This window comes from Mycobacterium sp. NGS50, assembly GCF_059812545.1.
The window spans coordinates 25,721-49,097 of the sequence record NZ_JCALCW010000011.1 but is presented as its reverse complement, the minus strand read 5'-3'; the positions used below and the strand labels follow the sequence as shown (position 1 = coordinate 49,097).

The window sequence follows — 23,377 nt, the reverse complement described above, 5'->3', positions numbered from 1 at the left end:
ATGAGCGACGATGAGGCACTGCGCGCCGAGGTCTCCGAATGGCTGGCGGCCAACTGGACTGCGGACGTCGACCGGGCGGCCTATGCCCGAGCGGTGGTCGATGCCGGCTGGGCCGTACCCAGCTGGGAGCCCGAGCTCTACGGTCGCGGGCTTTCCGATCGGCAATCACGTTTGGTGGCAGCAGAATTCAATACTGTCGGCGCGCCAGGGACCGGGCATGATCGGGCCAACCTGTTCGCCTGCACCCTGCACGACTGTGGAACCGAGGAACAGAAACAGCGACTGATCCCCCCGTCCATCCGGGGTGAGAGCAAATGGTGTCTGCTCTACAGCGAGCCGGGCGCCGGATCGGATCTGGCCGGCCTGCGTACCCGCGCGGATCGCGACGGCGACGACTGGATCATCAACGGGCAGAAGGTATGGACGTCGTTCGCCACCACTGCCGACTACGGCATGTTGGTGGCGCGCACCGACTGGGACGTGACCAAGCACAGCGGGATCAGCTTCTTCATGCTGCCGATGCGTCAGCCCGGGGTCGAGGTGCGCCCGATCCACCAGATCACCGGTGAATCGGAGTTCAACGAGGTGTTCATCTCCAACGCCCGGGTGCCCGACGCCAACCGGGTCGGCGAGCTCAACGCCGGGTGGGGTGTGCTGCAGGTGGCGTTGGGGTATGAGCGACGCCTGATGGGCGATCTGGCGCGGACCTCCAAGGGCGGTAAGCGGTTACAGGCCCAGTCGCAGAGCAAGCTGGTGGAGTTGGCCCGGCAGGCCGGCCGGCTCTCCGACGCGTCGGTGCGCCAGCAGATCGCGCGGGTGGAGGCATTGGCGACGGTGAACCGGTGGAACAACCAGCGGGCCAAGACCAGCGCCGATCGGGCCGAGGCGGGCAGGCTGTTGGCACTGGGCAAGATCGCGATGTCGCGGATTCTGCACGAAACCGCCCGGGTGGAGACCGAGATCATCGGCTCGGAGTCGATGCTGTGCGGCCCGGACAATCCGGTCGGTGACGCGGTGACCTTCCGCACGCTCAACGCCTATTTCACCTCGATCGGCGGCGGCACCGATCAGATTCAGCGCAACATCATCGGTGAGCGGGTGCTGGGCCTGCCCAAGGAGCCGGATCCACACCGCGACACCCCGTTTCGCGATCTGCCGTTCTAAAGGCCGACAAACGGGAAAGCCCCGCACGCGCCATTGCGTGCGGGGCTTTCCCGTTGTTCGGTGCTGCGTGCCGCCTAAGGCGTGGCGCCGTCGCCGCCGGCGCCACCGACCCCACCGGTCGCCCCGTTGACGGGGCTGGCGGGTGCGCCGAGGTCGCCGGCCGTAGCCCCGGATGCACCGCCGTTGCCGCCAGTGCCGCCGACGCCCCCGGTGCCGCCGCCCGTGGTTTCGCTGTCGCCGCCGTCGCCGCCGGTCCCGCCGGTACCACCGGTTCCGGTGTCGCTGGCGCCACCAGCGCCACCAGCCCCACCGGCGCCACCGGTCGCGGCCACCACGTTGGCGTTGTCGCCGCCGGCGAGACCGCCATCTCCACCGTCACCACCGGCCCCGCCGGTACCCGCACCGATCGCGGCCCCACCGTCGCCGCCATTGCCGCCGTATCCCGGAATGGCGCCGCTGCCCGTGACACCTGTCGATCCGGTACCTCCAGGCCCGTTGACCGTGACGGTGTTCCCGTTGCCTCCGTTACCGCCGTCGCCGCCGCTGCCGGGATTGAAGCCAGCGCCACCGGCGCCGCCGTTGCCACCGTTACCAGCGCCACCCGCGACGTCAACCAGGCCGTTGTTGTAGGGCGTGGGCACCGAGGTGAAAGCGTCGCCACCGTTGCCCCCGGCGCCACCATCGGCACCGTCACCGACGTGGCCGTTGACTCCGCCGACACCACCTGAACCACCTGCACCACCTGCACCGCCTGCGCCCCCGAACTGAGCATGCTGCGAGTACGCGTGGCCGCTGTCGGTGTGCTGGGCCGCACCCGACACACCGCCGTCACCGCCGGCGCCACCCTGGCCGCCGTTGCCACCGATACCGTCAGCAGCGGTAACGGCGCCACCCGCGCCACCGGCCCCGCCGATGCCGCCGTAGCCACCGCCATTGCCTTGAGTGCTCAGACCGGTTGACGGAGCAGCACCGATCTGACCTGAGCCACCGTCACCGGCGTCGCCACCGGCGCCGCCATTGCCGCCGATGTGCACGCCGGTGCCTCCTGCACCTCCGGCCCCGCCGTTACCACCCGCACCGCCGCCGGTCACCCCGGTGACGTTGCCGGCGCCATTACCGCCGGCACCGCCAGTACCTCCGTCGGCGCCCGCCACGTTTTCACCGGCACTGTTGCCACCGGCACCGCCGTCACCACCGGCGGTGGCATCGGGGTAGGCAGTGGTGCCGTCGGCCCCGGCACCGCCGTTGCCGCCCGCACCACCGACCAGACCGTTGCCGCCAGCACCACCGTTACCGCCGTTGTGCGCACCGGCATAGTTGCCGCTGCCGAAGATTCCGCCGGCACCACCGTTACCGCCGGCGCCACCGTTACCCATGGTCCCGTCGCTGCCGGCCTGACCACCCGGGCCCGCCGCGGCACCACCGTTACCGGCCGCGCCACCGTTACCGCCGGCGCCACCGTCCTGGTTGCCGTAGGCGTTGAAGGCCTTCGCGGCATCGAGGGCGGCCGCGGACTCACCGTCCTGGCCGTGTCCGCCGTCACCACCGTCACCACCGTTACCGCCGATGCCGTTGCCGCCGTCGGCAGTCGAGATCGCCGCACCACCATCGCCGCCGGCACCACCGTTACCGCCGGCACCGCCGCTCACACCGCCACCGGGCACCCCGTGATCGATATCCGGGTTGCTGGCACCACCAGAACCACCATCGCCGCCGTCACCACCATCACCGGCGATAGCGCCCTGGCCACCGTCACCACCGGCACCACCATTGCCGCCGGGGCTGTGCGCCGGACCATTGGGCGCGTACTGCGACAGGTTCTGACCCTGGGCAACCGCGCCACCGTCGCCGCCGCTACCGCCGTCGCCACCGTCGCCGCGGGTGCCGTCACCCAAAGCGCCGGTGCCACCGGCACCGCCGCTTCCACCATCGCCGCCGGCACCGCCGTCGCCGCCGGGCCCGGTGCCGTCCGGCGAACTGACAGTGTCGTTGAGGACACCACCGGCACCACCGGCACCACCGTTGCCGCCGGTCCCGGCATCACCGCCGGAACCGGCCGTGCCATTGACCGCATTTCCGCCGACGCCGCCCGAACCGCCGTTACCGCCGGCGCCACCGACAGCCCCGGTCGCACCAGCGAGACTGCCCTGCACCCCATCACCGGCATTGAACCCCGCACCACCGGCACCACCATCAGCGCCGCTACCACCGGCGCCGCCGTTACCGGCATGGTTGCTCGCCAACGAGCCGGCGTTGCCACCAGCCCCACCGTTACCGCCGGAGCCACCGGCCTGACCTGCCGTCGGCGCGCCCTGGTTCGTGCCGAGGGCCCCCGACGTCCCCGCCGCACCATCACCACCAGCAATGCCGTTGCCGCCGACACCGCCATCACCGCCGTTGCCCAGCGCGCCGCCGTCACCACCGGCCCCGCCGTTACCGCCGGACGCGCCGGTCAGGGCGTTGGGGTCGCTGGCCGGGTCATAACCGTCACCACCGTTACCGCCGTTGCCCTGGATCACCGTCACCAGATTGCCCGCCGCACCGTCTTGGCCATCCGCACCGGGAAGAGCGTTGGTGTCATTGGGATACGCCGGGCCGCCATGCCCGCCGTGCCCGCCGGCCCCGAAGACACCCGGCGCCCCACCATTGCCGCCGGCACTGCCATCGGGGTTAGCCGCGGTCCCATCCGCGCCGTTACCACCATTACCGGCGATCCCGGCATCCCCACCGGTCCCGCCGTTCCCGCCGTCACCGCCCTCACCGATCCCGCGGCCCGCGTCCCCACCCAAACCGCCGTTACCGCCGTCGCCGCCGATACCCCCGGCACCGGCCGCGCCACCATTACCACCGGCCAGCAACGGATCCGTGGAATTCCAGCCCGCCCCGCCATGACCACCAGCCCCGGCGTTACCGCCCAGACCACCATCACCACCATCAGATAAGAACCAGCCCGCCGTGCCGCCATCACCACCACGGCCACCATGACCACCGGTACCACCCACACCACCATCAGGGCTGGCCTGAGTACCCGCCGTCCCGGTCACCCCCGAACCGCCGGCACCCCCGTTACCGCCCAACCCGCCATTGCCATACGTCAAACCCTGACCACCGGCACCACCATTACCGCCGGCCGCACCACTTAACGCCGCCGCAGCCCCACCATTACCGCCGACACCACCAGTCCCGAAGTACTGGCCGGCCACATCACCACCGACACCACCGGCACCGCCGGCACCACCATTGACACCCAGATCCCCGGCACCACCATCACCACCGGCACCACCATCACCGAACCACGTGCCACCCACACCACCGGCGCCACCATCAGCCCCGGCACCACCATCACCGCCGGCACCACCATTACCGAACCAACTCAGCGCATCCCCACCCGCACCACCAGCAACCCCGGCCTGCGTGGAATCCCAACCATCCCCACCATCACCGAACCACAAACCCCCCGCACCACCATCAGGGTCGGCCGCCGTGCCATCCACACCATCACAAATCACCCCGCACGCCCCAGTAGCGGCCGTCAACGGGGCAAACAACTGATTCAGACCCTCATACACCGGCGCCATCACCGGGTTATTGATCAAACTCTCCACACCGTCATGCCACGGCTGATACACCACCTGCTCAAACCAATTCCCACTACCAAACACCACCGGATCCACCGCCAACGCCGGCGCCGAACCCCCCACACCCCAATCCGCCAAATCAACCGACGACCCACCCCAACTCGCCGGATCAAACAGATTCAGCGCCCCATCCCCGACACCCACATCCCCCGCCGGCACCCACGCCGACACATCAAACAAATCCGTCAACCAATCCCACTCATCAGCCTGCGCCACCGGAACCGACCCCAACGGCCCCAACCCCAACGCCAAAAACGCCCCAACCGAAGCCGCAGCCCCCACAACCCGACCCGAACGACCCGACCGACCCCGACGAGCAGCCATCCCCCGTGAACCTTTCGTTACACCCCATTAACAGGGCTCTTAGTGAGCGCTAACATACTGATCAGCCGACTGTCAGTCAACGAAATCGGGCTATTTCATCCTGACAGTTTGCTTATGGACGGTCGGGTGCACCATTGGTCTCCATACGGGTCCCGAAAGTCACCGTTGCCGCACTCAGCCGCGTTCAGCGGGCCGCCGGTAGCGGATTCCCGAAAATGCCGGTCGCGAAGATCTGCCAGGCTGCTCTCAGCTGGGATCAGCTCACGACCTGGCCGGCGATCACGGTGGCCGCCACCATGTCGGCATGGAGTTCGGCCAGCGCCTCACCGGGTGGGATGTGCAGCACACACAGGTCGCCGGGTTCACCGGCGGCCACGCTGCGGGGGCGTGCCGGCTCTTCGGGACGACCGAGAAACAGCTGTAATGCCCGACCCGGTGCAATGCGTTCATCGGCGCCGAGCACCGTTCCCGAGCCGGTGGAGCGGTGCACCGCGGCGCGGATGGCCGCCCACGGATCCAGCGCCCCGAATGGGGCGTCGGTGCTGCCGGCCACCGAGACCCCAGCGTTGATCAACCCGGCGACCCGCCACAGCTGCGGGTGTTCGTCGGCGGGGACATCGCGTACGTACTGGTCGCCCCGCTCGGCGATGAAATTGGGTTGGGTGACCACGGTGACGCCCAGTTCGGCGAGGTCAGCGAGGGTGTCGTCGGACACGATCGCGGCATGCTCGATACGGTCGCGCGGGTCAGTGCCCGCGGCCCGCAACGCGGCCAGGGTGACGAGCAGCTGGGCGGCGGTGACGCAGTGCAGCGCCACGGGATGCCCGGCACGGTGCCGATCGCGGATCCAGTCGGTCAGTCCGTCGAGGTCGAGCCCGTCGTCGTGCAGGATCTTCTTTCCCGGGGCCAGAAATGCTGTGCGGGGGCGGAATTCGCCGCTGCGGTGGGCGACCAGCAGGGCATCGATGTCGTCGGCACCCAAATCCGGTGTCGCGTCGGTGACCCCGGTGACACCGAAGCCGGTGAGCCGGGCGCTCAGCGTGGCCAGATCCGTGTGGCGTCGCTGCAGCGCGCTTGCCCAGCTGTCGGTGCTGCGCAGCCGCCCATCGGGGTGCCCCGCGAGCCCGAGCCGGATCAGGCCGGCGGAGTTGAGGATCCACCGCACGCCGCTGCGGTGCTGGACCCGCACCGGAGTGTCGGGCAGCAGAGCATCCAGGGCGAACCGATCCAGGTCGCCGGCGACGGATTCGTGGTAGCCGACCGCCCGGATCCAGCCGTCGGCACCGGCGGCGCTTGCCGATAATGCGTGCCACAGCTCCTCTTTCGTGTGCACCGCGGGCGGCCCGACCGGCAGCGAATCGAGCGCGGCCGCGGCGGCCCGCAGATGCAGGTGGTGGTCATGCAGACCGGGGAGCACGGTGCCGTGCCGCGCATCGAGAACCTGTTCACCGGGTTGCGGCTCGAGCGTGGCGGCGACATCGACGATCCGGTCTGCCACCCGGACATCGACGATCCGGCCGTCAAGCAGGGTGCCGCCGCGGATCAGCATCGGATCCCGCGCCCGGTGACCAGCCGTCGCACCGTCGCGTTGTCCGCGCCCAGGGGGCGCGCGGGCGGGGGCAGCACCGGGATTCGAGCGGCGGCTTCCGGTCCCGTCGCCGACGGCAGCGCCGCGTAGCCGGCCGCGACCGCGGCCATGGCGATGTCGATGATCTCGCCGCCGCCGCGGGCCAGGCTGTCCAACACCGCGGCGGTGGCTTCCAACCCGGTCAGCGGGTCGGCGATCGCATCACCGATGAACAACGGTCCGTCGGGGTCTGCGCCCAGCAGTCCGCCGGCTACCGCGGCGTCGTCGCCGAACGCGACCCGGTCAGGATGTTCGGGGCCATATCCGGTGATCCGCAACCACACCCGGCCGGGTCGCGACGGGCACTGGTCGGCGCCGAGGCCGCGGCGGGCCAGGGCGCCCGGGCGGGAGCCTTCGATCACGACGTCGGCCGCGGCGAGCAGATCGGCCAGCTCTGATGAGTCGAGTCGCACTGCATAGCAGAGCTTTTCGCTGTTCATCCAATTGAAGAAGTGGCGGTTGCCGGCGCGGGTGCCGTCCGGGCGGCCGGGGGTTTCCACTTTCACCACGGTGGCGCCGGCGGCGGCCAGCAGCCGCCCGCACAGCGGTCCGGCCCACATCGACGACAGATCCGCGACCAGCAGGGCGGTCAGATCCGTCGGCGCAGACGCGTTGCGGGACAAGACGCGTGGCGCCCCCGGCGGGTGCTCCCCGGGGACGGCCGCGGGCAGGCCCAACAGCCGAGCGCGCTCCACCAGGTCCGCCGCACACCGATGCACCGAGGCCGCCGTCAACGCGGACCACGGGTCCGGGCCGACGTCCGGCAATTCCAACAGTGCCGGCACGGCGTCGAGATCGTCGGCGCGGGACAAGGTGAGCGCCCACCATCCGTCGGCGGCGGACAGCAACCGGGTGGCTCCGCCTGCCGACGTCTGCCCAGCCGGTGCCAGGTCCAGCAGCGCGGCACGGCCGGTGAGGATCTCCGCCGCGTCGACGGCCAGCGGTCGCCCGCCTAGTCCGGCGACGCGGCCACCGATACCGGCGGCGGTGTGTTGGGCATGGGCGAGCACCGCGGCGGGGATGCCGAGAGTGCCCATGGGCTTCAGAATTGCAGGGCGGTGAACCGCCAGTCCAGCACCTGCCGGTCTGGCTCGTCTGCCGCCGCGCTGACCGCGTAGACCAGCGAGCGCAGGCCCAGCACACCGCCGTCGGCCACCGGCTCAGCTGATTCCACCGTCAGCTCGCTGTAGAGCGTGTCGCCTTCGTGGACCGGTCCGGTGTGATCACAGGAATGCCAGCCGAGCACGGTTGCCAGGTTGGGCAGTAGCCGGGTGGCCTGCGCCAAGGCCAGCCCGATGGTGTGTCCGCCGTACACCAGCCGCTGTCCGCCGACGCGTGAGTCGTGGTGGGTGGCAGCGATGTTCAGGCTGAGTCGGGCGAGTTCGGGGGCGCTGGACACCACATCGGCGGTGCTGTGCAGCACGGTGCCTGCGAGCCCGGCGTCGAAGTGCGGGCCCGGCACCCGCTGGCGGAACGCGTCACCGTTCCAGCCTGCGGTCGCGTCGGCCGGCGCGGTGTCGTCCCCGATACCGGACAGATCGTCGCCACCCTCCCGGGGGCTCCAATCGGGACGGGCCGGCAGCATGGCACAGCGGTAGAAGTCGAGCACCAGTTGATCAGCCTGGTCGATGGTAGTCATCCGCAGCGCCGCCAAACCGGTCGGCGCCCGGCCCGGCTTGGCCGAGTTCGCCCGCAGACCAACGACTTCGGTTCGGGTATACAGGGTGTCTCCGATCACCGGGAACCGGTGGAAACGCAGCCCGCGGTAGAACAGATTGGCTTTGACCCGCTGGGTGGCCAGCGTGCTCTGCCCGATCGCCACGTCACATACCAGCCCCGGATGCGTTAGCGGCCCGGGCGCCCCGGTGACCGCGTGGGCCAATCGGGCGTCCAGACCCAGCCGCAGCCGGTCCCCCAGGATCGACTGATGGACCGCCGCGATACCGGCCGTCAGCGTCATCGCCGGTGCGGCGTCGAACACCTGACCGACCGTCAGCTCGTCGAAGTAGGGTCCGCCGCCGCTCATCACACCTGCCAGTATGGCGGTACCAAGCCTGACATCCGGAAGGTGACCGATGAGCAGCGACGTGCACGCCTTGAGCGACGAGGAAGCCATGCTGGTGGCCACCGTCCGCGAGTTCATCGACCGCGAGGTCAAGCCCACGGTCCGGGACGTCGAGCACGCCAACGCCTACCCGCAGGCCTGGATCGAGCAGATGAAGCACATCGGCATCTACGGCCTGGCCGTGCCCGAGGAGTACGGCGGATCACCGGTGTCGATGCCGTGCTACGTGCTGGTCACCCAGGAACTGGCCCGCGGCTGGATGAGCCTGGCCGGCGCCATGGGCGGGCACACCGTAGTCGCCAAGCTGCTCACGCTGTTCGGCACCGAGCAGCAGAAGCGGCGCTACCTGCCGGCCATGGCCACCGGTGCGGTGCGGGCCACCATGGCGCTGACCGAACCCGGCGGCGGCAGCGATCTGCAGAACATGGCCACCACCACGGCGCGGTCCGGGGACGACCTGCTGATCAACGGCTCCAAGACCTGGATCTCCAACGCCCGCTACTCGGGGTTGATCGCGCTGCTGGCCAAGACCGATCCCAATGCCACCCCGCGCCACACCGGGATTTCGGTGCTGCTGGTGGACAACCCGACTGCCGGGCTGACCGTCTCGCGGGACCTGCCCAAGTTGGGCTACAAGGGGGTGGAGAGCTGCGAGCTGAACTTCGATGACTGCCGCGTGCCGGCGTCGGCGGTGCTGGGCGGGACGCCCGGTGCGGGATTCGCGCAGATGATGAAGGGGTTGGAGACGGGCCGGATTCAGGTGGCGGCCCGCGCGTTGGGGGTGGCGACGGCGGCACTGGAGGACGCGCTGGCCTACGCACAGCAGCGGGAGAGCTTCGGCCAGCCGATCTGGAGGCATCAGAGCGTCGGCAACTACCTGGCCGAGATGGCGACCAAACTGACCGCCGCCCGCCAGCTCACCCGCTACGCCGCCGAACGCTACGACAGCGGGCAGCGTTGCGACATGGAGGCCGGGATGGCCAAACTGTTCGCCTCCGAGGCGGCGATGGAGATCGCGCTCAACGCGGTCCGCATCCACGGCGGCTACGGGTATTCCACCGAGTACGACGTCGAACGCTACTTCCGGGACGCGCCGCTGATGATCGTCGGCGAGGGCACCAACGAAATCCAGCGCAACGTCATCGCCGCGCAACTGGTGGCGCGCGGCGGGATCTAGGGCGTCGCGCCTCGCCCGGAAGTGCCGCGATTCTGACCGTCCTGGACCAATTCGCCGAGCGTGACAGCGCCTTTCAACAGCAGGCCGGCGGTGACGGCCGGATCGGCGTGCAGGCGCTCGGGAAGATTGGCGTTCAGGAACAGGGTCGCGAATCCGTGCGACATCGACCACCCCGCCATGACGAGCCCGACGACGTCGTCGTCGCTGACCTCGCCTGTGCGGTGTTCCTGCAGGCTCGCGCGCGCGGTGCCGTAAAGGATGTCGAACGCCGCGTCGCGGGCGGCGAGCAGCTCGGGGTCATCGAGTCGGTACAGGTAGGGGCGAAACATCACCTCGAAATACCCGGGGTGGGTGAGGGCGAAGGCCACGTAGGCCTGGCCGCCGTGCATGAACCCGTCGGGTCCGGTCGCGGCCGCGCCGATCATCTCCGACGCCAACCGAAACCCTTCGGTGGCGACCGCGGTGAAAATCCCGGTCTTGTCGCCGAACTGGTAGGCCAGCGCGGCATGTGACACCCCGGCGCGGCGGGCGATGCGGCGCATGCTGACCGCCGCGATTCCGACCGTGTTGACCTCTTCGACGGCGCCGTCGATCGCCACCCGGACCAGGTCGCCGTGATGGTAGCGGCGCGGCTGCTCGGTGCTCATGGCTGACTAGCCTACGCGCGATCTAACCATTGATAAGTTTCACCGTCTGCGTCATACTTACCATTGGTAAGACCGAGGAGCGGCTGGTGGCTGATTTCGATGTGGCGATCGTGGGGGCGCGCTGCGCGGGCTCGCCGCTGGCGATCACCCTCGCCAGCCATGGCCTGCGGGTCTGCCTGCTGGACCGGGCGAAGTTCCCCAGCGAAACACCGTCGACGCACGTCATTCAGCCCTGCGGCGTCCAGGCTCTCGACGACCTCGGCGTCCTCGATGCCGTTCGGGCCGCCGGCGCCGTACCGTTGGACCGCGTCACGCTGGTCAACGAGGACGTACGCGTCGAGGCGACGTCTGCCCGGCCGGGTTTGTGTGTGCGACGCGTAACCCTCGATGCACTGCTGGTCGAGGCGGCCACGCGGGCCGGCGCCGAGGTCCGGACCGGCTGCCGCGTCACCGGATTGACCCGGGACGACGGCCGGGTGACGGGCGTGCAGACCTCCCGAGGCCCGGTGTCCGCCCGGCTGGTCGTCGGTGCCGACGGGTGCCGCTCGGTGGTCGCCGCGTCGACCGGCGCAGCCGAATACCTGCCCACGCCACCCGGACGCCTGCCGGCGTGGGCGTACTTCGACGGAGTCACCGATCGCGACGGCCGATTACGACTCGGACGGCTCGGTGAGTACGGGTTCTTGGCCGCCCCCACCGACGGTGGGCTGTACATGGCCGGTATGGCGATCGACATCGCCCGGCAGGCGGAATTGCTCACCGACCGCGATCGCCACTTCAGCCGCGGGTTGGCCCACTGGCCGGAACTCGCCGACCTGCTGTCGGGTGCCCGGCGGGTGGGACCGATCCGGGTGATGACGAACTGGCACGGCTACTTCCGCCAGAGCGCCGGGCCCGGCTGGGTTCTGGTGGGAGACGCCGGGCATTTCAAGGATTTCACGCCGGCGCAGGGCATTTCCGATGCGCTGCGGCAGGCGCAGCACCTCGCCGAATCGATCATGTCCGGGTGGGCAGCCGCAACCCTGGACGCGCAGCTTCAGCGGTGGTGGCGGTGGCGTGACCGCGACGCCTATGAGATGTATTGGTTTGCCCACGATATGGGTGTGCCGGGTGCGTCGACGCCGTTGGTCACCCGCTTTCTGCGCGACACCTCGTCGGACCCGGTCGCCACCCAACAGTTACTGGGCGTGCTCAACCATGACCTGCGTCCCGCCCAACTTCTCGGCAAGCCCCGGATGGTCAAAGCCGCAGCCCGCGCACTGCGCGACCGGCCGGACCTGATGGGTGCCACCCTGCGTGAGATCACCTCGGCGGTCAAGGATGAGGTATCCCGCCGGCGCCACCGAATTTAGGTTCATGACAAGGGCTTCGGCTGTCCGATACTCGATCCACCAAGCCCCACGCCAGCGCGGTGTCGGCGCCGATCGTGCGCCCGGACAGCACCAGATATGCGGTGCGCCACCGCCCCATGCGCCGGGTGATGCTGACGGTGCCGCCGGCTCCCGGGATCAGCCCCAATGCCAGCTCCGGCAGCCCGAATACCGAATCACGCTGAGCGGTAACGGTTCGGCAGAAAGATGCCATCTCCAGTCCACTGCCCAGCACACGGCCGTGTACCTCGGCCCGCAACGCCGGGCCCAGTCGGGCGGCCAGTTCGTCGAGCATCAGCGCCGGGCTGTAGCGGGTGCGGGCCAGGTGCGCGCTGGCCGGATCGTCGAAGGAACCGAATTCGGCCAGGTCGCCGCCGCTGCAAAAGGACGGCCCGTTTCCGGATAACACCAGCTCGACGATCGACGGGTCCAGGCGGGCCATGGTCAACGCCTCCAGCAGTGCCGCGCGCGCATCGGTGGAAAACGCGTTGTGCCGTCCCGGCCGATTCAACACGACGCGCAACGTGCCGTCGTCGCGGTCGCACAGCACCGGGTGGGGTAGCTCCGGCGCCTGGGCGGGTCCGCGGTCGTCCAGCCAGCGGGCGAACTCCGGCCCGGACTGCAGCGTCGAGTAGGCCAGTGATTCGGTCACGATGCCGGCCGGGGCCGGACCGCCGGCGTCCACCGCGCGCAGTACGTCGTCGCAGACCGCGCCGGCCTGCGGCCAACGCGCCAGCCGCGCGGTCAGCTCGTCGACGGCGACGTCGAGCGAGGCGACGGTGATCACCCGACGATCGCTGGTGTTGTCCCTGGTGAGGCTGAAAGTCGCGTTTTCCAGCCAGAATTGGGATGCGTCACGCATGGACCCGACGGCTACGACCGGACCCGTCAACCCGGCGGCATGGTCGACCTCCGGCGGCGCCGACAGGTCAACAATGCGCAGCGTCATGCCGAGTACTTCGCCACCAGTTCGTTCTTGTACAGCTTGCCGGTATCGGTGCGCGGCAGTTGCGCCTCGAACGACAACGACCGCGGACATTTGTAGTGTGCCAGGCGGTCCCGCAGCCAGGCCAGCAGCTCGTCGGCGAACTCATCGGTGGCGTCGGCCGGGTCGACGGTCTGCACGACGGCCTTGACACTCTGACCCATTTCGTCGTCGGGTATCCCGAACACGGCCGCGTCCAACACCTTCGGATGCGTGACGAGCATGTTCTCCGCTTCCTGCGGGTAGATGTTCACCCCGCCGGAGATGATCATGTGGTGGCGCCGGTCGGTGAGATACAGGTAGCCCTCGTCGTCGAGGTAGCCCACGTCACCCACCGTCATCCAGCCGTGCTTGTCGCGCGACTTCGACGTCTTCTCAGCATCATTCAGATACTCGAAGGTGTTGCCGCCCTCGAAGTAGATCTCGCCGGCTTGTCCCGGCGGCAGCTCGTTGCCGTCCTCGTCGAGGATGTGCACGGCGCCGAGCATCGGCTTGCCGACCGAGCCCGGGTGGGCCAGCCAGTCCTCCGCGCTGATCAGTGTGGATCCGTGCGCCTCCGAGGAGGCGTAGTACTCGTCGACGATCGGCCCCCACCAGTCGATCATCTGCTTCTTGATCTCCACCGGGCAGGGCGCCGCGGCGTGCATGACGCGCTTGAGGCTGGTCACGTCGTACGAATCCCGCACTGCTGCCGGAAGCTTCAGCATCCGGGTGAAGTGCGCGGGCACGAACTGGCCGTGGGTGACCCGGTAGCGCTGGATGGCGTCGAGCGCGGACTCGGGGTCGAATTTCTCCATCACGACGGTGGTCAGTCCGGACGCCTGCACCTGCATCGACCACACCGACGGCGCGGTGTGATACAGCGGCGCCGGGCTCAGATACACCGCGCCAGGCCCCATCCACACGTCGACCAGCATCGACATCAAACCCGGCGCCTCGGCGGGCGGCACATGCGGCAGTGCCCGCTTGATGCCCTTGGGTCGCCCGGTGGTGCCCGAGGAGTACTGCAGCAGGTCGCCCTCGATCTCGTCGCCGATCGGCGTATCGGGTTGCTCGGCAACGCATTCCGGGTAGCGCAGCCAGCCGCCCAGATCGTCATCGGCGATCATCAACAGCTCCGGCAGACCTCCCGGCAGCTGGCCTGCCAGGTTCTCGCAGGTTTTGCGCAGCGCGGCCGAGCCGATGATCGCCTTGGCGCTGCTGTTGTCGATGATGTAGGCCGCCTCGGCCGCGGTCAGGTGGGTGTTGATCGGCACGTAGTACAGACCGCTGCGCCGGGCCGCCCACATCACCGCGTGGATGTGCTCGTTGTTCTCCATGAGGATCGCGACCACGTCGCCTTCGAAGAGTCCCGAGGCGCGGAAGAAGTGGGCCAGCCGGTTGGCACGGGCCTCGAGGTCCTCGAAGGTGATGACGACGCCGGACGGGTGCAGGATGACGGCCGGCTTGTCGGCGCCCAGGTGTTCGCGGATCTGCATGCGCTGAGACTACCGCCGACAGATTTGACACCTGTCAAGTGGTCGGGGATTCCCCCGTGAGCGTGCGTAGATGTACGCAAAACCGGCCCGAACCTGTACAACTGCGCACGCTCGCGCAAATAGGGGACTACCCCAGGCGGTGCTTGAGCGCGTCGAACTCGTCGCGGATGCCGGTGGGCAGCCGGTCGCCGACGAACTCGAACCACTCCTCGATCAGCGGCAGCTCGTCGCGCCACTCATCGGTGTCCACCGCCAGCGCCGCGTCCACATCGGCCGCGTCGACGTCCAGACCGTCGAGGTCCAGGTCGGCGGCGGAGGGCACGGTGCCGATCGGGGTGCTGGTGCCGCCTCCGGTGCCTTCGATGCGGTCGACGATCCACTTGAGCACCCGGCTGTTCTCGCCGAAGCCCGGCCACAGGAACTTGCCGCCCTCGCCGCGCCGGAACCAGTTGACGAAGAACACCTTCGGCATCTTGGACTCGTCGGAATTCTTGCCCACGTCAATCCAGTGCTGCATGTAATCGCCGACGTTGTAGCCCATGAACGGCAGCATCGCCATCGGGTCGCGGCGCACCGCGCCGACCTTGCCTTCGGCGGCCGCGGTCTGCTCGCTGCCCAGGGTGGCGCCGATGAACACGCCGTGCTGCCAGTCGCGGGCCTGGGTCACCAGCGGCACCGTGGTCTTGCGGCGCCCGCCGAACAGGATCGCCGTGATCGGCACGCCCTGCGGGTCGTCCCACTCCGGCGCCAGGATCGGGCACTGCGACATCGGCGTGCAGTAGCGCGAATTCGGGTGCGCGGCCTTGGTTTCCGTCTCCCGGATCACCCAGTCCTGACCCTTCCAGTCGATCAGGTGCTCGGGCTCACCCTCCAGCCCCTCCCACCAGACGTCGTTGTCGTCGGTGAGTGCGACGTTGGTGAAGATGGTGTTGCCTTCGGCGATGGTGCGCATGGCGTTGGGGTTGGAGGACCAGTTGGTCCCCGGTGCCACCCCGAAGAAACCGAACTCGGGGTTGACCGCGTAGAGCCGGCCGTCCTTGCCGAACCGCATCCAGGCGATGTCGTCGCCCAGGGTTTCCGCGCGCCAGCCCGGGATGGTCGGCTGGATCATCGCCAGGTTGGTCTTGCCGCACGCCGACGGGAACGCCGCCGCGAAGTAGTAGGCCTTGTTCTCCGGCGAGATCAGCTTGAGGATCAGCATGTGCTCGGCCAGCCAGCCCTCGTCGTGGGCCATCGCCGAGGCGATCCGCAGCGAGTAGCACTTCTTGCCCAGCAGCGCGTTGCCGCCGTAGCCGGAGCCGTAGCTCCAGATCTCCCGGGTCTCCGGGAAGTGGGTGATGTACTTGGTGTCGTTGCACGGCCACGGCACGTCGGGCTGCCCGGGCTCCAGCGGCGCCCCGACCGAGTGCAGCGCCTTGACGAAGAACCCGTCGTCGCCGAGCTTCTCCAGCGCCGCGGTTCCCATCCGGGTCATGGTCTTCATCGAGATGACGACGTACTCGGAGTCGGTGATCTCGACGCCCAGCTTGGGGTCGTCGGCACCCAGCGGGCCCATACAGAACGGCACCACGTACATGGTGCGGCCGCGCATGCAGCCCCGGTACAGCTCGGTCATGGTGGACCGCATCTCGCTGGGGTCCATCCAGTTGTTGGTGGGCCCGGCGTCGACCTCACGCTCCGAGCAGATGAAGGTGCGCGATTCCACCCGGGCGACGTCGGAGGGGTCGGAGAGCGCCAGGTAGGAGTTGGGCTGCTTGGCCTCGTTGAGCCGCTTGAAGGTGCCGGCGTCGACCAGCTGGCCGCAGAGCCGGTGCCATTCCTCGTCCGAGCCGTCGGCGAAGACCACGCGGTCGGGTTGGGTGAGTTCGGCGACCTCCTGAACCCAGGCCAGCAGACCCTGGTGCTTGGTCGGCGCGGTGTCCAGACCCGGAATGGTCGCTGAAGTCATCGAACTCTCCTGTGTAGATTGCCGGGGGTTTCGCTGGGAAATCGCCCTGGATGCTCTTAGTAGAGGCTATCGCGCCGATGATCGGCAAACTTCGGGTACCCGATACCTCACTCCAACTCGGCCTGTACCCGTTCCAGTGCCTTACGCAACGCCGGGGTCTCGCGGTCCCGAACGGCCACTGCCCGGGCAGCGGCCACCGCGTGTTCGCGCAGTTCACTGTCGATCGCCGCGACCTGAGTAGCGACGTCGTCCGCCTCCGCGGCATCTTGTTCGTTCAACGCCGCCGTCAGCACCGATTCGGCGGCCAGCACCCGGGTGGCCACCCGCTGCTCGACCGCCGCCTGCAGCGCCGTCGTCACCTCCCCGGCCCAGCGATCCAGCACGGCGCGATCGCGCAGCAGGCTACGGGTCCTGACCACCCAGACGGTGAGTGCCAGCCCGATCGCCGCGCAGCCCACCGCCCCCGCCGCGGTCCATGCCGGTGCCAGGTCGGCGAACAACCGGCTCAGGGTGAGCGCTGCGCCCAGTCCGAAGCCGACGCCCAACAGCATCATCAACCGGCTTTCCAGGCGATGGCTGTCCAGCGACGCAGGGGGCACCGGCACCTCGGGTGCCTCGGCGGAATCCGGCAGGTCGACGGTCAACGTCAGTTCCTTCGCCAGGTCGCTCAGCTGCTCGCTGACGCCCTCGTCCACCTCGGTGACGACGTCGTCGACGCGCTCGCGAACGTACTCCTCGAACGCGGGCAGCCGCCGCCGGGTCATGGTGGCCGCGTCCTCCTGCAGTTCGCCGCGCAGCGACGTGCACCGGTTGCGGGCGAAGTAGTTCAGCTGCACCCGGGCCTGCTGGATCTGGCTGCGCAGCGCGATGGTGCGCTCGGATTTGGACAGTCGGCGCTGCCGCAGCGCGGCTTCGCGCTCCTCTTGCAGGGCGGTCACCCGCGTTCGCCGTCCCACCCCTTCCACGTCGTGTTCGTAGCGGTCCACCGCGGCTTGCAACCGCGATTCCCACACCCGCAGCCGGTTGCGACGCGCCAGGTCGGCGCCTCCGATGAGGTCTCGCAGCCGGGCGACCAGGTCGTCGCGTCGTGGTTCGCCCCGCTCGGGTGCGGCGGCCACACCCACCCAGGGCACGTCGCGGTAGCGCGGCGCGTGCGCGGCCAGCGTCGCCTGGTTGGCGGCCAACACGTCGGGCCAGGCGCGGTGCACGTCGATCTTGGAGACCACGCAGATCACCGCGTCGGTGTGTACCGCCGCGGCGTCCAACAGGGCGCAGTCCGATTCGGTCACGACGGACGCGGCCGACACCACGAACACCACCGCCGCCGGAGTCTCGCCGGAGGCGAGGTCGGTGGACTCGATGAACTCGTGGCCGGGCAGCCGGGCGCGCAATGCGGCTGCCACGCTGCTGACCCCGGACAGCCACGGGCCGGTCACCAGCACCGCGTCGCGCCGGTTCAGCAGGGGGGCGCGCATCTGGGGCAGGATCTCAGCCACCATCGCATCGACCGCCGCTGTCGGACAGTCGGGCCCGGTCTCGGACTCCGCCGCGCTCACCTCACCCCCTGGACGACCATCGACGCAACGACGCACGTACGACGTCGCCGGCGCAAGCCTGATTAACGGAGGACACCGGGGCCCGACTATAGCGACGCCAGGTCACAGCCCTGCGCAGCTGGTCGGCCGCGTCGCGGTCGGGCCCGGCCTCGAGGCCCGCCGCCTCGAGCACGGCGACGGCCGCTGCCTCGCGCGCGAACGCGACGCGGTCGCCGGCCAGGAAACCCGCCACCGGCCCCCCGACCTCTCCCGCGGCCAGCGCCTCCAGCTCGGTGATCCGGTCGACCAGGCGCCGATATCGCACCTCGGCGCCGACGGCGGCGATCCGGGCGCACACCGTGTCCACGCCGCTCAGATCGTGCAGCAGCGCTCGGACGTCGGCCGCGGTGCCGCCCCGGCGGATAGCGGCCACCGCCTCGGTGATCCCGAACAGGTCCAGCATGTCGCACAGTCGCTGCCGAACCGCACCGGGCAACCGATGCCGGCCGTGCACGAAATCGTCGACGCCGCCCAGGTGGGCGGGTTCGGCGGCGAGCATCTCGAGCGCGGCCCACAACTGTTCGTCCACGTCGGCGACGGCCAGCAACGCCACCATCGGAATCCCCGACCCGGCTTCGGCGACATCGGCTTTGTTGCACACCACCAGCACCGGAAACGACGCTGCTGCAACGGCTTCGGCGTCCTCCGGCTTGAGTACCTCGGCGATGACGTGCACCGCGACGTCGGATTCCGGCACGGCGGCGACCGAGATCCCGGCGCGGTCCAGGGCACGGGCGACGGTGCCGCGGCCCACCCCGGGCCGGCCGGTGACCGCCACCCGGAGCGGCGCAGCGGCCCGCTCGGCGATCGCCGTCACCCGTGGATCGGCGGCGGCCAACCGGTTGAGTTCGTCGACAAGAATCTGCGTCCCCCTCTGGTGGCCGACCTAGCCGAATGGTGGCAGCCGGCGCGGGCCGGCGCGAGCCACCCGTACCAGTCCAAGGCAACTGTTGGGTATCAATCCGCACCACAATGCGGCATGCCGGCGTTGATGGGTCACCATGGACGGATGCAGGCGCAACGTTGGGCGGATCCTCCGTCGCACGACTCCGCGCACTCCTACACCGGGGGTTATCCGCGAACCACCAGTTTCCGGTCTCGGCGATCCGCAGTCTCCGACGCCCAGCAGCGGACCTGGGAGCGGCTGTGGCCGACGCTCGGGGCCCAGGCCGACCCCGATGCCACCGCGCTGGACACCCGGGCCTGGTTCGGCCGCCAGGCCCCGTTGGTGCTGGAGATCGGGTGCGGCACCGGCACCTCGACGCTGGCGATGGCCCGATCCGAACCGGACATCGACGTCGTCGCGGTGGAGGTGTACCGGCGCGGGCTGGCCCAGCTGCTCAGCGCCATCGACCGGGACGGCGTCGACAACATCCGGCTGGTCCGCGGCGACGCGGTCGACGTGCTGGAACGCATGCTCACCCCCGGCTCGCTGGTCGGTGTGCGGGTGTTCTTCCCCGATCCGTGGCCCAAGGCCCGCCACGTCAAGCGCCGACTGCTGCAACCCGCCACCGTCGGACGCATCGCCGAGTTGCTGCAACCCGGTGGCGTCCTGCACGCGGCGACCGACCACCCCGGCTACGCCGAGCAGATCGCCGAGGTCGGCGACGCCGAGCCGCGGTTGCGCCGGATTACGCCGGACTCGCCAGGACTGCCGATCTCGGTGGCCCGCCCCATCACCAAGTACGAGACGAAGGCCCGCGACGCGGGCAGTTCCGTCGCGGAGTTGCTCTGGGAGAAGCGGCCATGACCACCGAAGCGCCGGAAACCGAGCTGGTCACCGATCCGCCGAGCGTCACGCCGAACGCGCGGCGTGTGCTGCTGGTGTGGGACGCCCCCAACCTCGACATGGGGCTGGGCTCGATCCTGGGCCGCCGGCCGACCGGCGTGGAGCGGCCCCGCTTCGACGCCCTGGGCCGCTGGCTGCTGGCCCGCACCGCCGAGGTATCGGCCCACTATCCCGACATCACCGTGGAGCCCGAGGCCACCGTATTCACCAACATCGCTCCGGGCACCGCCGACGTGGTGCGGCCATGGGTGGAGGCACTGCGCAACGTCGGATTCGCGGTCTTCGCCAAACCCAAGGTGGACGAGGACAGCGATGTCGACTCCGACATGCTGGCCCATATCGAGCTGCGAAACGGCGAGGGGCTGGCCGCCCTGGTGGTGGCCTCCGCCGACGGGCAGGCGTTCCGGACGCCGATGGAAGAAATTGCCGGCACCGGGATCAGCGTTCAGGTGCTGGGATTTCGTGAACACGCTAGTTGGGCGTTAGCCTCGGATACCTTGGAGTTTGTCGACCTGGAAGACATTCCTGGCGTATTCCGGGAGCCGCTGCCGCGGATTGGCCTAGATTCGCTACCAGAGCAGGGCGCGTGGCTGCAGCCGTTCCGGCCGTTGACCTCGTTATTGACGTCGCGCGGGTAAACAACTGGAAAGCGCGGGTCGCCACGGATTTGCAGTAAGGAGCGTATGTGTTCGCCTGGTGGGGTCGAACTGTATACCGCTACCGGTTCATCGTAATCGGGGTCATGGTCGCGCTGTGCCTCGGCGGCGGCATCTACGGGATGAGCCTGGGCGAACACGTTACGCAGGGCGGTTTTTACGACGAAGGCGCCCAGTCGGTGCAGGCGTCGATCGACGGTGACAAGGTGTACGGACGCGATCGCACCAGCCACGTGGTGGCGGTGTTCACCGCCCCCGAGGGCAAGACCGTCGATGACAAACACTGGTTCGACGGCGTCAAGAACGGCCTGAACACCGTCAAGGAGAAGAACCCCGACCAGGTGATGAGCTGGGTGGGCTACTTCACCAACCCCGAGCAGTTGCACACCATGGCCGACGGTGACAAACACCACGCCTTCGTCTCGATCCAGCTCAAGGGCGACGACGACGACACCATCCTCAACAACTACAAAGAGGTCGAGCCGGCGCTGCAGAAGCTGGACGGCGGCCACGTCGAACTGGCCGGGTTGCAGCCGGTCGCCAATGCGCTGACCGGCACCATCGCCACCGATCAGAAGCGGATGGAAGTCCTGGCGTTGCCGCTGGTCGCGGTCGTGCTGTTCTTCGTGTTCGGCGGGGTGATCGCGGCCAGCCTGCCGGTCATGGTCGGTGGGCTGAGCATTGCCGGGGCAACCGGCATCCTGCGATTCGTCGCCGAGTTCGGTCCGGTGAACTTCTTCGCGCAGCCGGTGATCTCACTGATCGGTTTCGGCATCGCCATCGACTACGGGCTGTTCGTGGTGAGCCGCTTCCGCGAGGAGCTTGCCGAGGGTTACGACACCGAGGCGGCGGTTCGGCGCTCGGTGATGACGGCCGGGCGCACCGTGGTGTTCTCCGCCGTGCTGATCATCGTGTCCAGCGCCAGCCTGCTGGTGCTGCCGCAGGGCTTCGTGAAGGCGCTGACCTACGCCATCTTCGCTTCGGTGGGGCTGGCGGCACTGCTGTCGATCACACTGCTGCCGGCCTGCCTGGGCGTGCTCGGCACCCACGTCGACTCGCTGGGGGTGCGCACCCTGTACCGGGTGCCCTTCCTGCGTAACTGGTGGCTGTCCAACCGCATCATCGGCTGGTTCGCCGAGAAGACCCAGAAGACCAAGACCCGCGAAGAGGTCGAGGGCGAGTTCTGGGGCAAGCTGGTCAACTTCGTGATGAAGCGACCGCTGGTGTTCGCCATCCCGATCGTGATCGCGATGATCCTGCTGATCATCCCGCTCGGGAAGCTGTCCTTCGGCGGCATGAGCGAGAAGTACCTGCCACCGGACAATCCCGCCCGGGTCGCCCAGGAGCATTTCGACCAGATCTTCCCCGGCTTCCGGACCGAGAAACTCACGCTGGTCATCGAGTCCAACAACGACAAGGACGTCACCGACCAGCAGGTCGCCGATATCCGCAGCAAGGCGATGGCGTTCAGCGGGTTCGTCGAACCGGACAACAATCCGGCCGACATGTGGAAGGAACGCCCGCAACTGCCGGGTGCGTCCAAGGACAAATCGGTTCGGGTGATCGAGAACGGTCTGATCAACCGCAACGATGCCGCCCAGAAGATCAAGGAGTTGCGCGCGATAACCGCGCCCAAGGGGCTCAGTGTGCTGGTCGGCGGTACTCCGGCGCTCGAACAGGACAGCATCCATGCCCTAGCCGACCAGGGACCGCTGCTGCTGGTGATCCTGTTGACCACCACCACGTTGCTGTTGTTCCTGGCGTTCGGATCGCTGGTGCTGCCACTGAAGGCCGCGGTGATGAGTGCACTGACGATCGGATCAACACTGGGCATCCTGACCTGGATCTTCGTCGACGGGCACGGCGCCGGGCTGTTGAACTTCACCCCGACCCCGCTGATGGTGGTCATCATCGCCCTGGTGGTCGCGGTCGGCTGGGGTCTGGCCACCGACTACGAGGTGTTCCTGGTCTCCCGGATGGTGGAGGCGCGAGAATCCGGCGTGTCGACCACCGAGGCGATCCGGATCGGAACCGCCACCACCGGACGGCTGATCACCGCCGCCGCGCTGATCCTGGCGGTGGTCGCGGGTTCGTTCGTGTTCTCCGACCTGGTGATGATGAAATACCTGGCGTTCGGGCTGATGGCGGCTCTGCTGCTGGACGCCACCGTGGTCCGGATGTTCCTGGTGCCGTCGGTGATGAAGCTGCTCGGCGACGACTGTTGGTGGGCGCCCCGGTGGATGAAGCGGCTGCAGAACCGCATCGGCCTGGGCGAGATCCGGCTGCCCGACGAACGCAAACGCAACTCGACCCGCGCGCAGGCTCTGGTCGGTGCCACCGCCCCGGCCGCCGGACGGCCCCGCCCACCGCACGACCCCACCCATCCGGGTGGGCAGCCGCGCCGCCCCGTCACCGGCACGGTCCAGACCACGCCGTCGACGTCGGGCACCAGCAAGATGCGGGCCGCCTCGACCGAGGCCGGGGAGTCAGACCCGGCGACCACCCGAATCCGCGCCGCCTCGACCGACGACGTTGAGCCCACCACCACCCGGTTCGCGGCCGGCAACGCCGGCACCCGCAACGGCCCGCTACCGCGGCCCGCGCCCAACCAGGACCGCGAGATCGAGTCGTGGCTGGGCGAACTGCGCGGCGAATCGACCGGTCGCGGCCGCAGCACCCCGCCCCCGCCCGCCGCGCAGCCGCCCGGTGATTCCGCGGAGACCACGGCGTTCCCGGCCGCGCCGCGCCCCCAGGGCAGCGACGCCGGCCAGCCCGGCGGCGACGATCAGCCTCGGCCGCGTCGGGGCGGCCTCAGCGCCCAGGACCTGCTGCGCCGCGAGGGCCGCTTCTAGTCCAGTCGGCCCCGCCGAATGTCGGGTTGATGCACGCTGTTGACGAAAACGTGTGACACAAC

Annotated in this window: 16 protein-coding genes; 6 read left to right on the top strand and 10 right to left on the bottom strand. The window is 69.1% G+C overall.

The genetic code is table 11. From position 1 onward, the window contains the following. On the top strand, positions 1 to 1,164 hold the full coding sequence (locus AC5Y36_RS10020; protein WP_500040732.1) for an acyl-CoA dehydrogenase family protein: 1,164 nt from the start codon (positions 1 to 3) through the stop codon (positions 1,162 to 1,164). Positions 1,165 to 1,238: 74 nt separating this feature from the next. Here AC5Y36_RS10020 and AC5Y36_RS10015 read toward each other — a convergent pair whose 3' ends face one another. From AC5Y36_RS10015 to AC5Y36_RS10000, 4 genes are all read right to left on the bottom strand, one after another. After that, a complete protein-coding gene (locus AC5Y36_RS10015; RefSeq protein ID WP_500040731.1) occupies positions 1,239 to 5,126 on the bottom strand; it encodes a PGRS repeat-containing protein in 3,888 nt (1,295 codons plus the stop codon). Positions 5,127 to 5,382: 256 nt separating this feature from the next. After that, positions 5,383 to 6,675, bottom strand: coding sequence for an amidohydrolase family protein (locus tag AC5Y36_RS10010; protein ID WP_500040730.1), 1,293 nt, complete (start codon positions 6,673 to 6,675; stop codon positions 5,383 to 5,385). After that, complete coding sequence (locus tag AC5Y36_RS10005) at positions 6,669 to 7,790, bottom strand: CoA transferase (RefSeq protein WP_500040729.1); 1,122 nt, start codon at positions 7,788 to 7,790, stop codon at positions 6,669 to 6,671. Before AC5Y36_RS10005 ends, AC5Y36_RS10010 begins: the two co-directional genes overlap by 7 nt. A gap of 5 nt (positions 7,791 to 7,795) precedes the next feature. Beyond that, positions 7,796 to 8,779 (bottom strand): MaoC family dehydratase, encoded by a 984-nt coding sequence (locus AC5Y36_RS10000; protein ID WP_500040728.1) that lies wholly within the window; start codon positions 8,777 to 8,779, stop codon positions 7,796 to 7,798. A gap of 49 nt (positions 8,780 to 8,828) precedes the next feature. Here AC5Y36_RS10000 and AC5Y36_RS09995 point away from each other — a divergent pair, with 49 nt between their 5' ends. Next, entirely contained in the window at positions 8,829 to 9,995 is a 1,167-nt protein-coding gene (locus AC5Y36_RS09995) for an acyl-CoA dehydrogenase family protein (protein WP_500040727.1), read from the top strand. On the opposite strand, the gene AC5Y36_RS09990 is transcribed toward AC5Y36_RS09995, so the two are convergent. Beyond that, positions 9,992 to 10,642 (bottom strand): TetR/AcrR family transcriptional regulator, encoded by a 651-nt coding sequence (locus tag AC5Y36_RS09990; protein ID WP_500040726.1) that lies wholly within the window; start codon positions 10,640 to 10,642, stop codon positions 9,992 to 9,994. The genes AC5Y36_RS09995 and AC5Y36_RS09990 overlap by 4 nt on opposite strands. An 86-nt stretch (positions 10,643 to 10,728) precedes the next feature. On the opposite strand from AC5Y36_RS09990, the gene AC5Y36_RS09985 reads away from it, so the two are divergent. Then, positions 10,729 to 11,994, top strand: coding sequence for an NAD(P)/FAD-dependent oxidoreductase (locus AC5Y36_RS09985; RefSeq protein WP_500040725.1), 1,266 nt, complete (start codon positions 10,729 to 10,731; stop codon positions 11,992 to 11,994). On the opposite strand, the gene AC5Y36_RS09980 is transcribed toward AC5Y36_RS09985, so the two are convergent. The 5 genes from AC5Y36_RS09980 to AC5Y36_RS09960 all read right to left on the bottom strand — a co-directional run bounded on the left by AC5Y36_RS09980 (position 11,957) and on the right by AC5Y36_RS09960 (position 18,856). Beyond that, positions 11,957 to 12,961, bottom strand: coding sequence for an enoyl-CoA hydratase/isomerase family protein (locus AC5Y36_RS09980; protein WP_500040724.1), 1,005 nt, complete (start codon positions 12,959 to 12,961; stop codon positions 11,957 to 11,959). The two genes, AC5Y36_RS09985 and AC5Y36_RS09980, sit on opposite strands and share 38 nt — an antisense overlap. Beyond that, positions 12,958 to 14,475 (bottom strand): fatty-acid--CoA ligase FadD4, encoded by a 1,518-nt coding sequence (fadD4, locus tag AC5Y36_RS09975; protein WP_500040723.1) that lies wholly within the window; start codon positions 14,473 to 14,475, stop codon positions 12,958 to 12,960. Before fadD4 ends, AC5Y36_RS09980 begins: the two co-directional genes overlap by 4 nt. Before the next feature lie 127 nt (positions 14,476 to 14,602). Next, positions 14,603 to 16,423, bottom strand: coding sequence for a phosphoenolpyruvate carboxykinase (GTP) (locus AC5Y36_RS09970; protein ID WP_500040722.1), 1,821 nt, complete (start codon positions 16,421 to 16,423; stop codon positions 14,603 to 14,605). Positions 16,424 to 16,530: 107 nt separating this feature from the next. Continuing rightward, positions 16,531 to 17,922 carry a hypothetical protein gene (locus AC5Y36_RS09965; RefSeq protein WP_500040818.1) on the bottom strand — a complete coding sequence of 464 codons (1,392 nt, stop codon included), beginning with the start codon at positions 17,920 to 17,922 and terminating at the stop codon, positions 16,531 to 16,533. A gap of 58 nt (positions 17,923 to 17,980) precedes the next feature. Further along, positions 17,981 to 18,856, bottom strand: a complete 876-nt coding sequence (locus AC5Y36_RS09960) for a hypothetical protein (RefSeq protein WP_500040721.1) — start codon at positions 18,854 to 18,856, stop codon at positions 17,981 to 17,983. 153 nt (positions 18,857 to 19,009) lie between these two features. Here AC5Y36_RS09960 and trmB point away from each other — a divergent pair, with 153 nt between their 5' ends. From trmB to mmpL3, 3 genes are read left to right on the top strand one after another with little or no spacing between them, the layout of a single operon-like run. After that, on the top strand, positions 19,010 to 19,768 hold the full coding sequence (gene trmB, locus AC5Y36_RS09955; RefSeq protein WP_500040720.1) for a tRNA (guanosine(46)-N7)-methyltransferase TrmB: 759 nt from the start codon (positions 19,010 to 19,012) through the stop codon (positions 19,766 to 19,768). After that, positions 19,765 to 20,445, top strand: a complete 681-nt coding sequence (locus AC5Y36_RS09950; protein WP_500040719.1) for an NYN domain-containing protein — start codon at positions 19,765 to 19,767, stop codon at positions 20,443 to 20,445. The genes trmB and AC5Y36_RS09950 overlap by 4 nt, the downstream gene beginning before the upstream one ends. A gap of 47 nt (positions 20,446 to 20,492) precedes the next feature. Beyond that, positions 20,493 to 23,315, top strand: coding sequence for a trehalose monomycolate exporter MmpL3 (gene mmpL3 / locus AC5Y36_RS09945; RefSeq protein ID WP_500040718.1), 2,823 nt, complete (start codon positions 20,493 to 20,495; stop codon positions 23,313 to 23,315). The last annotated feature ends 62 nt before the right edge of the window (positions 23,316 to 23,377 follow it).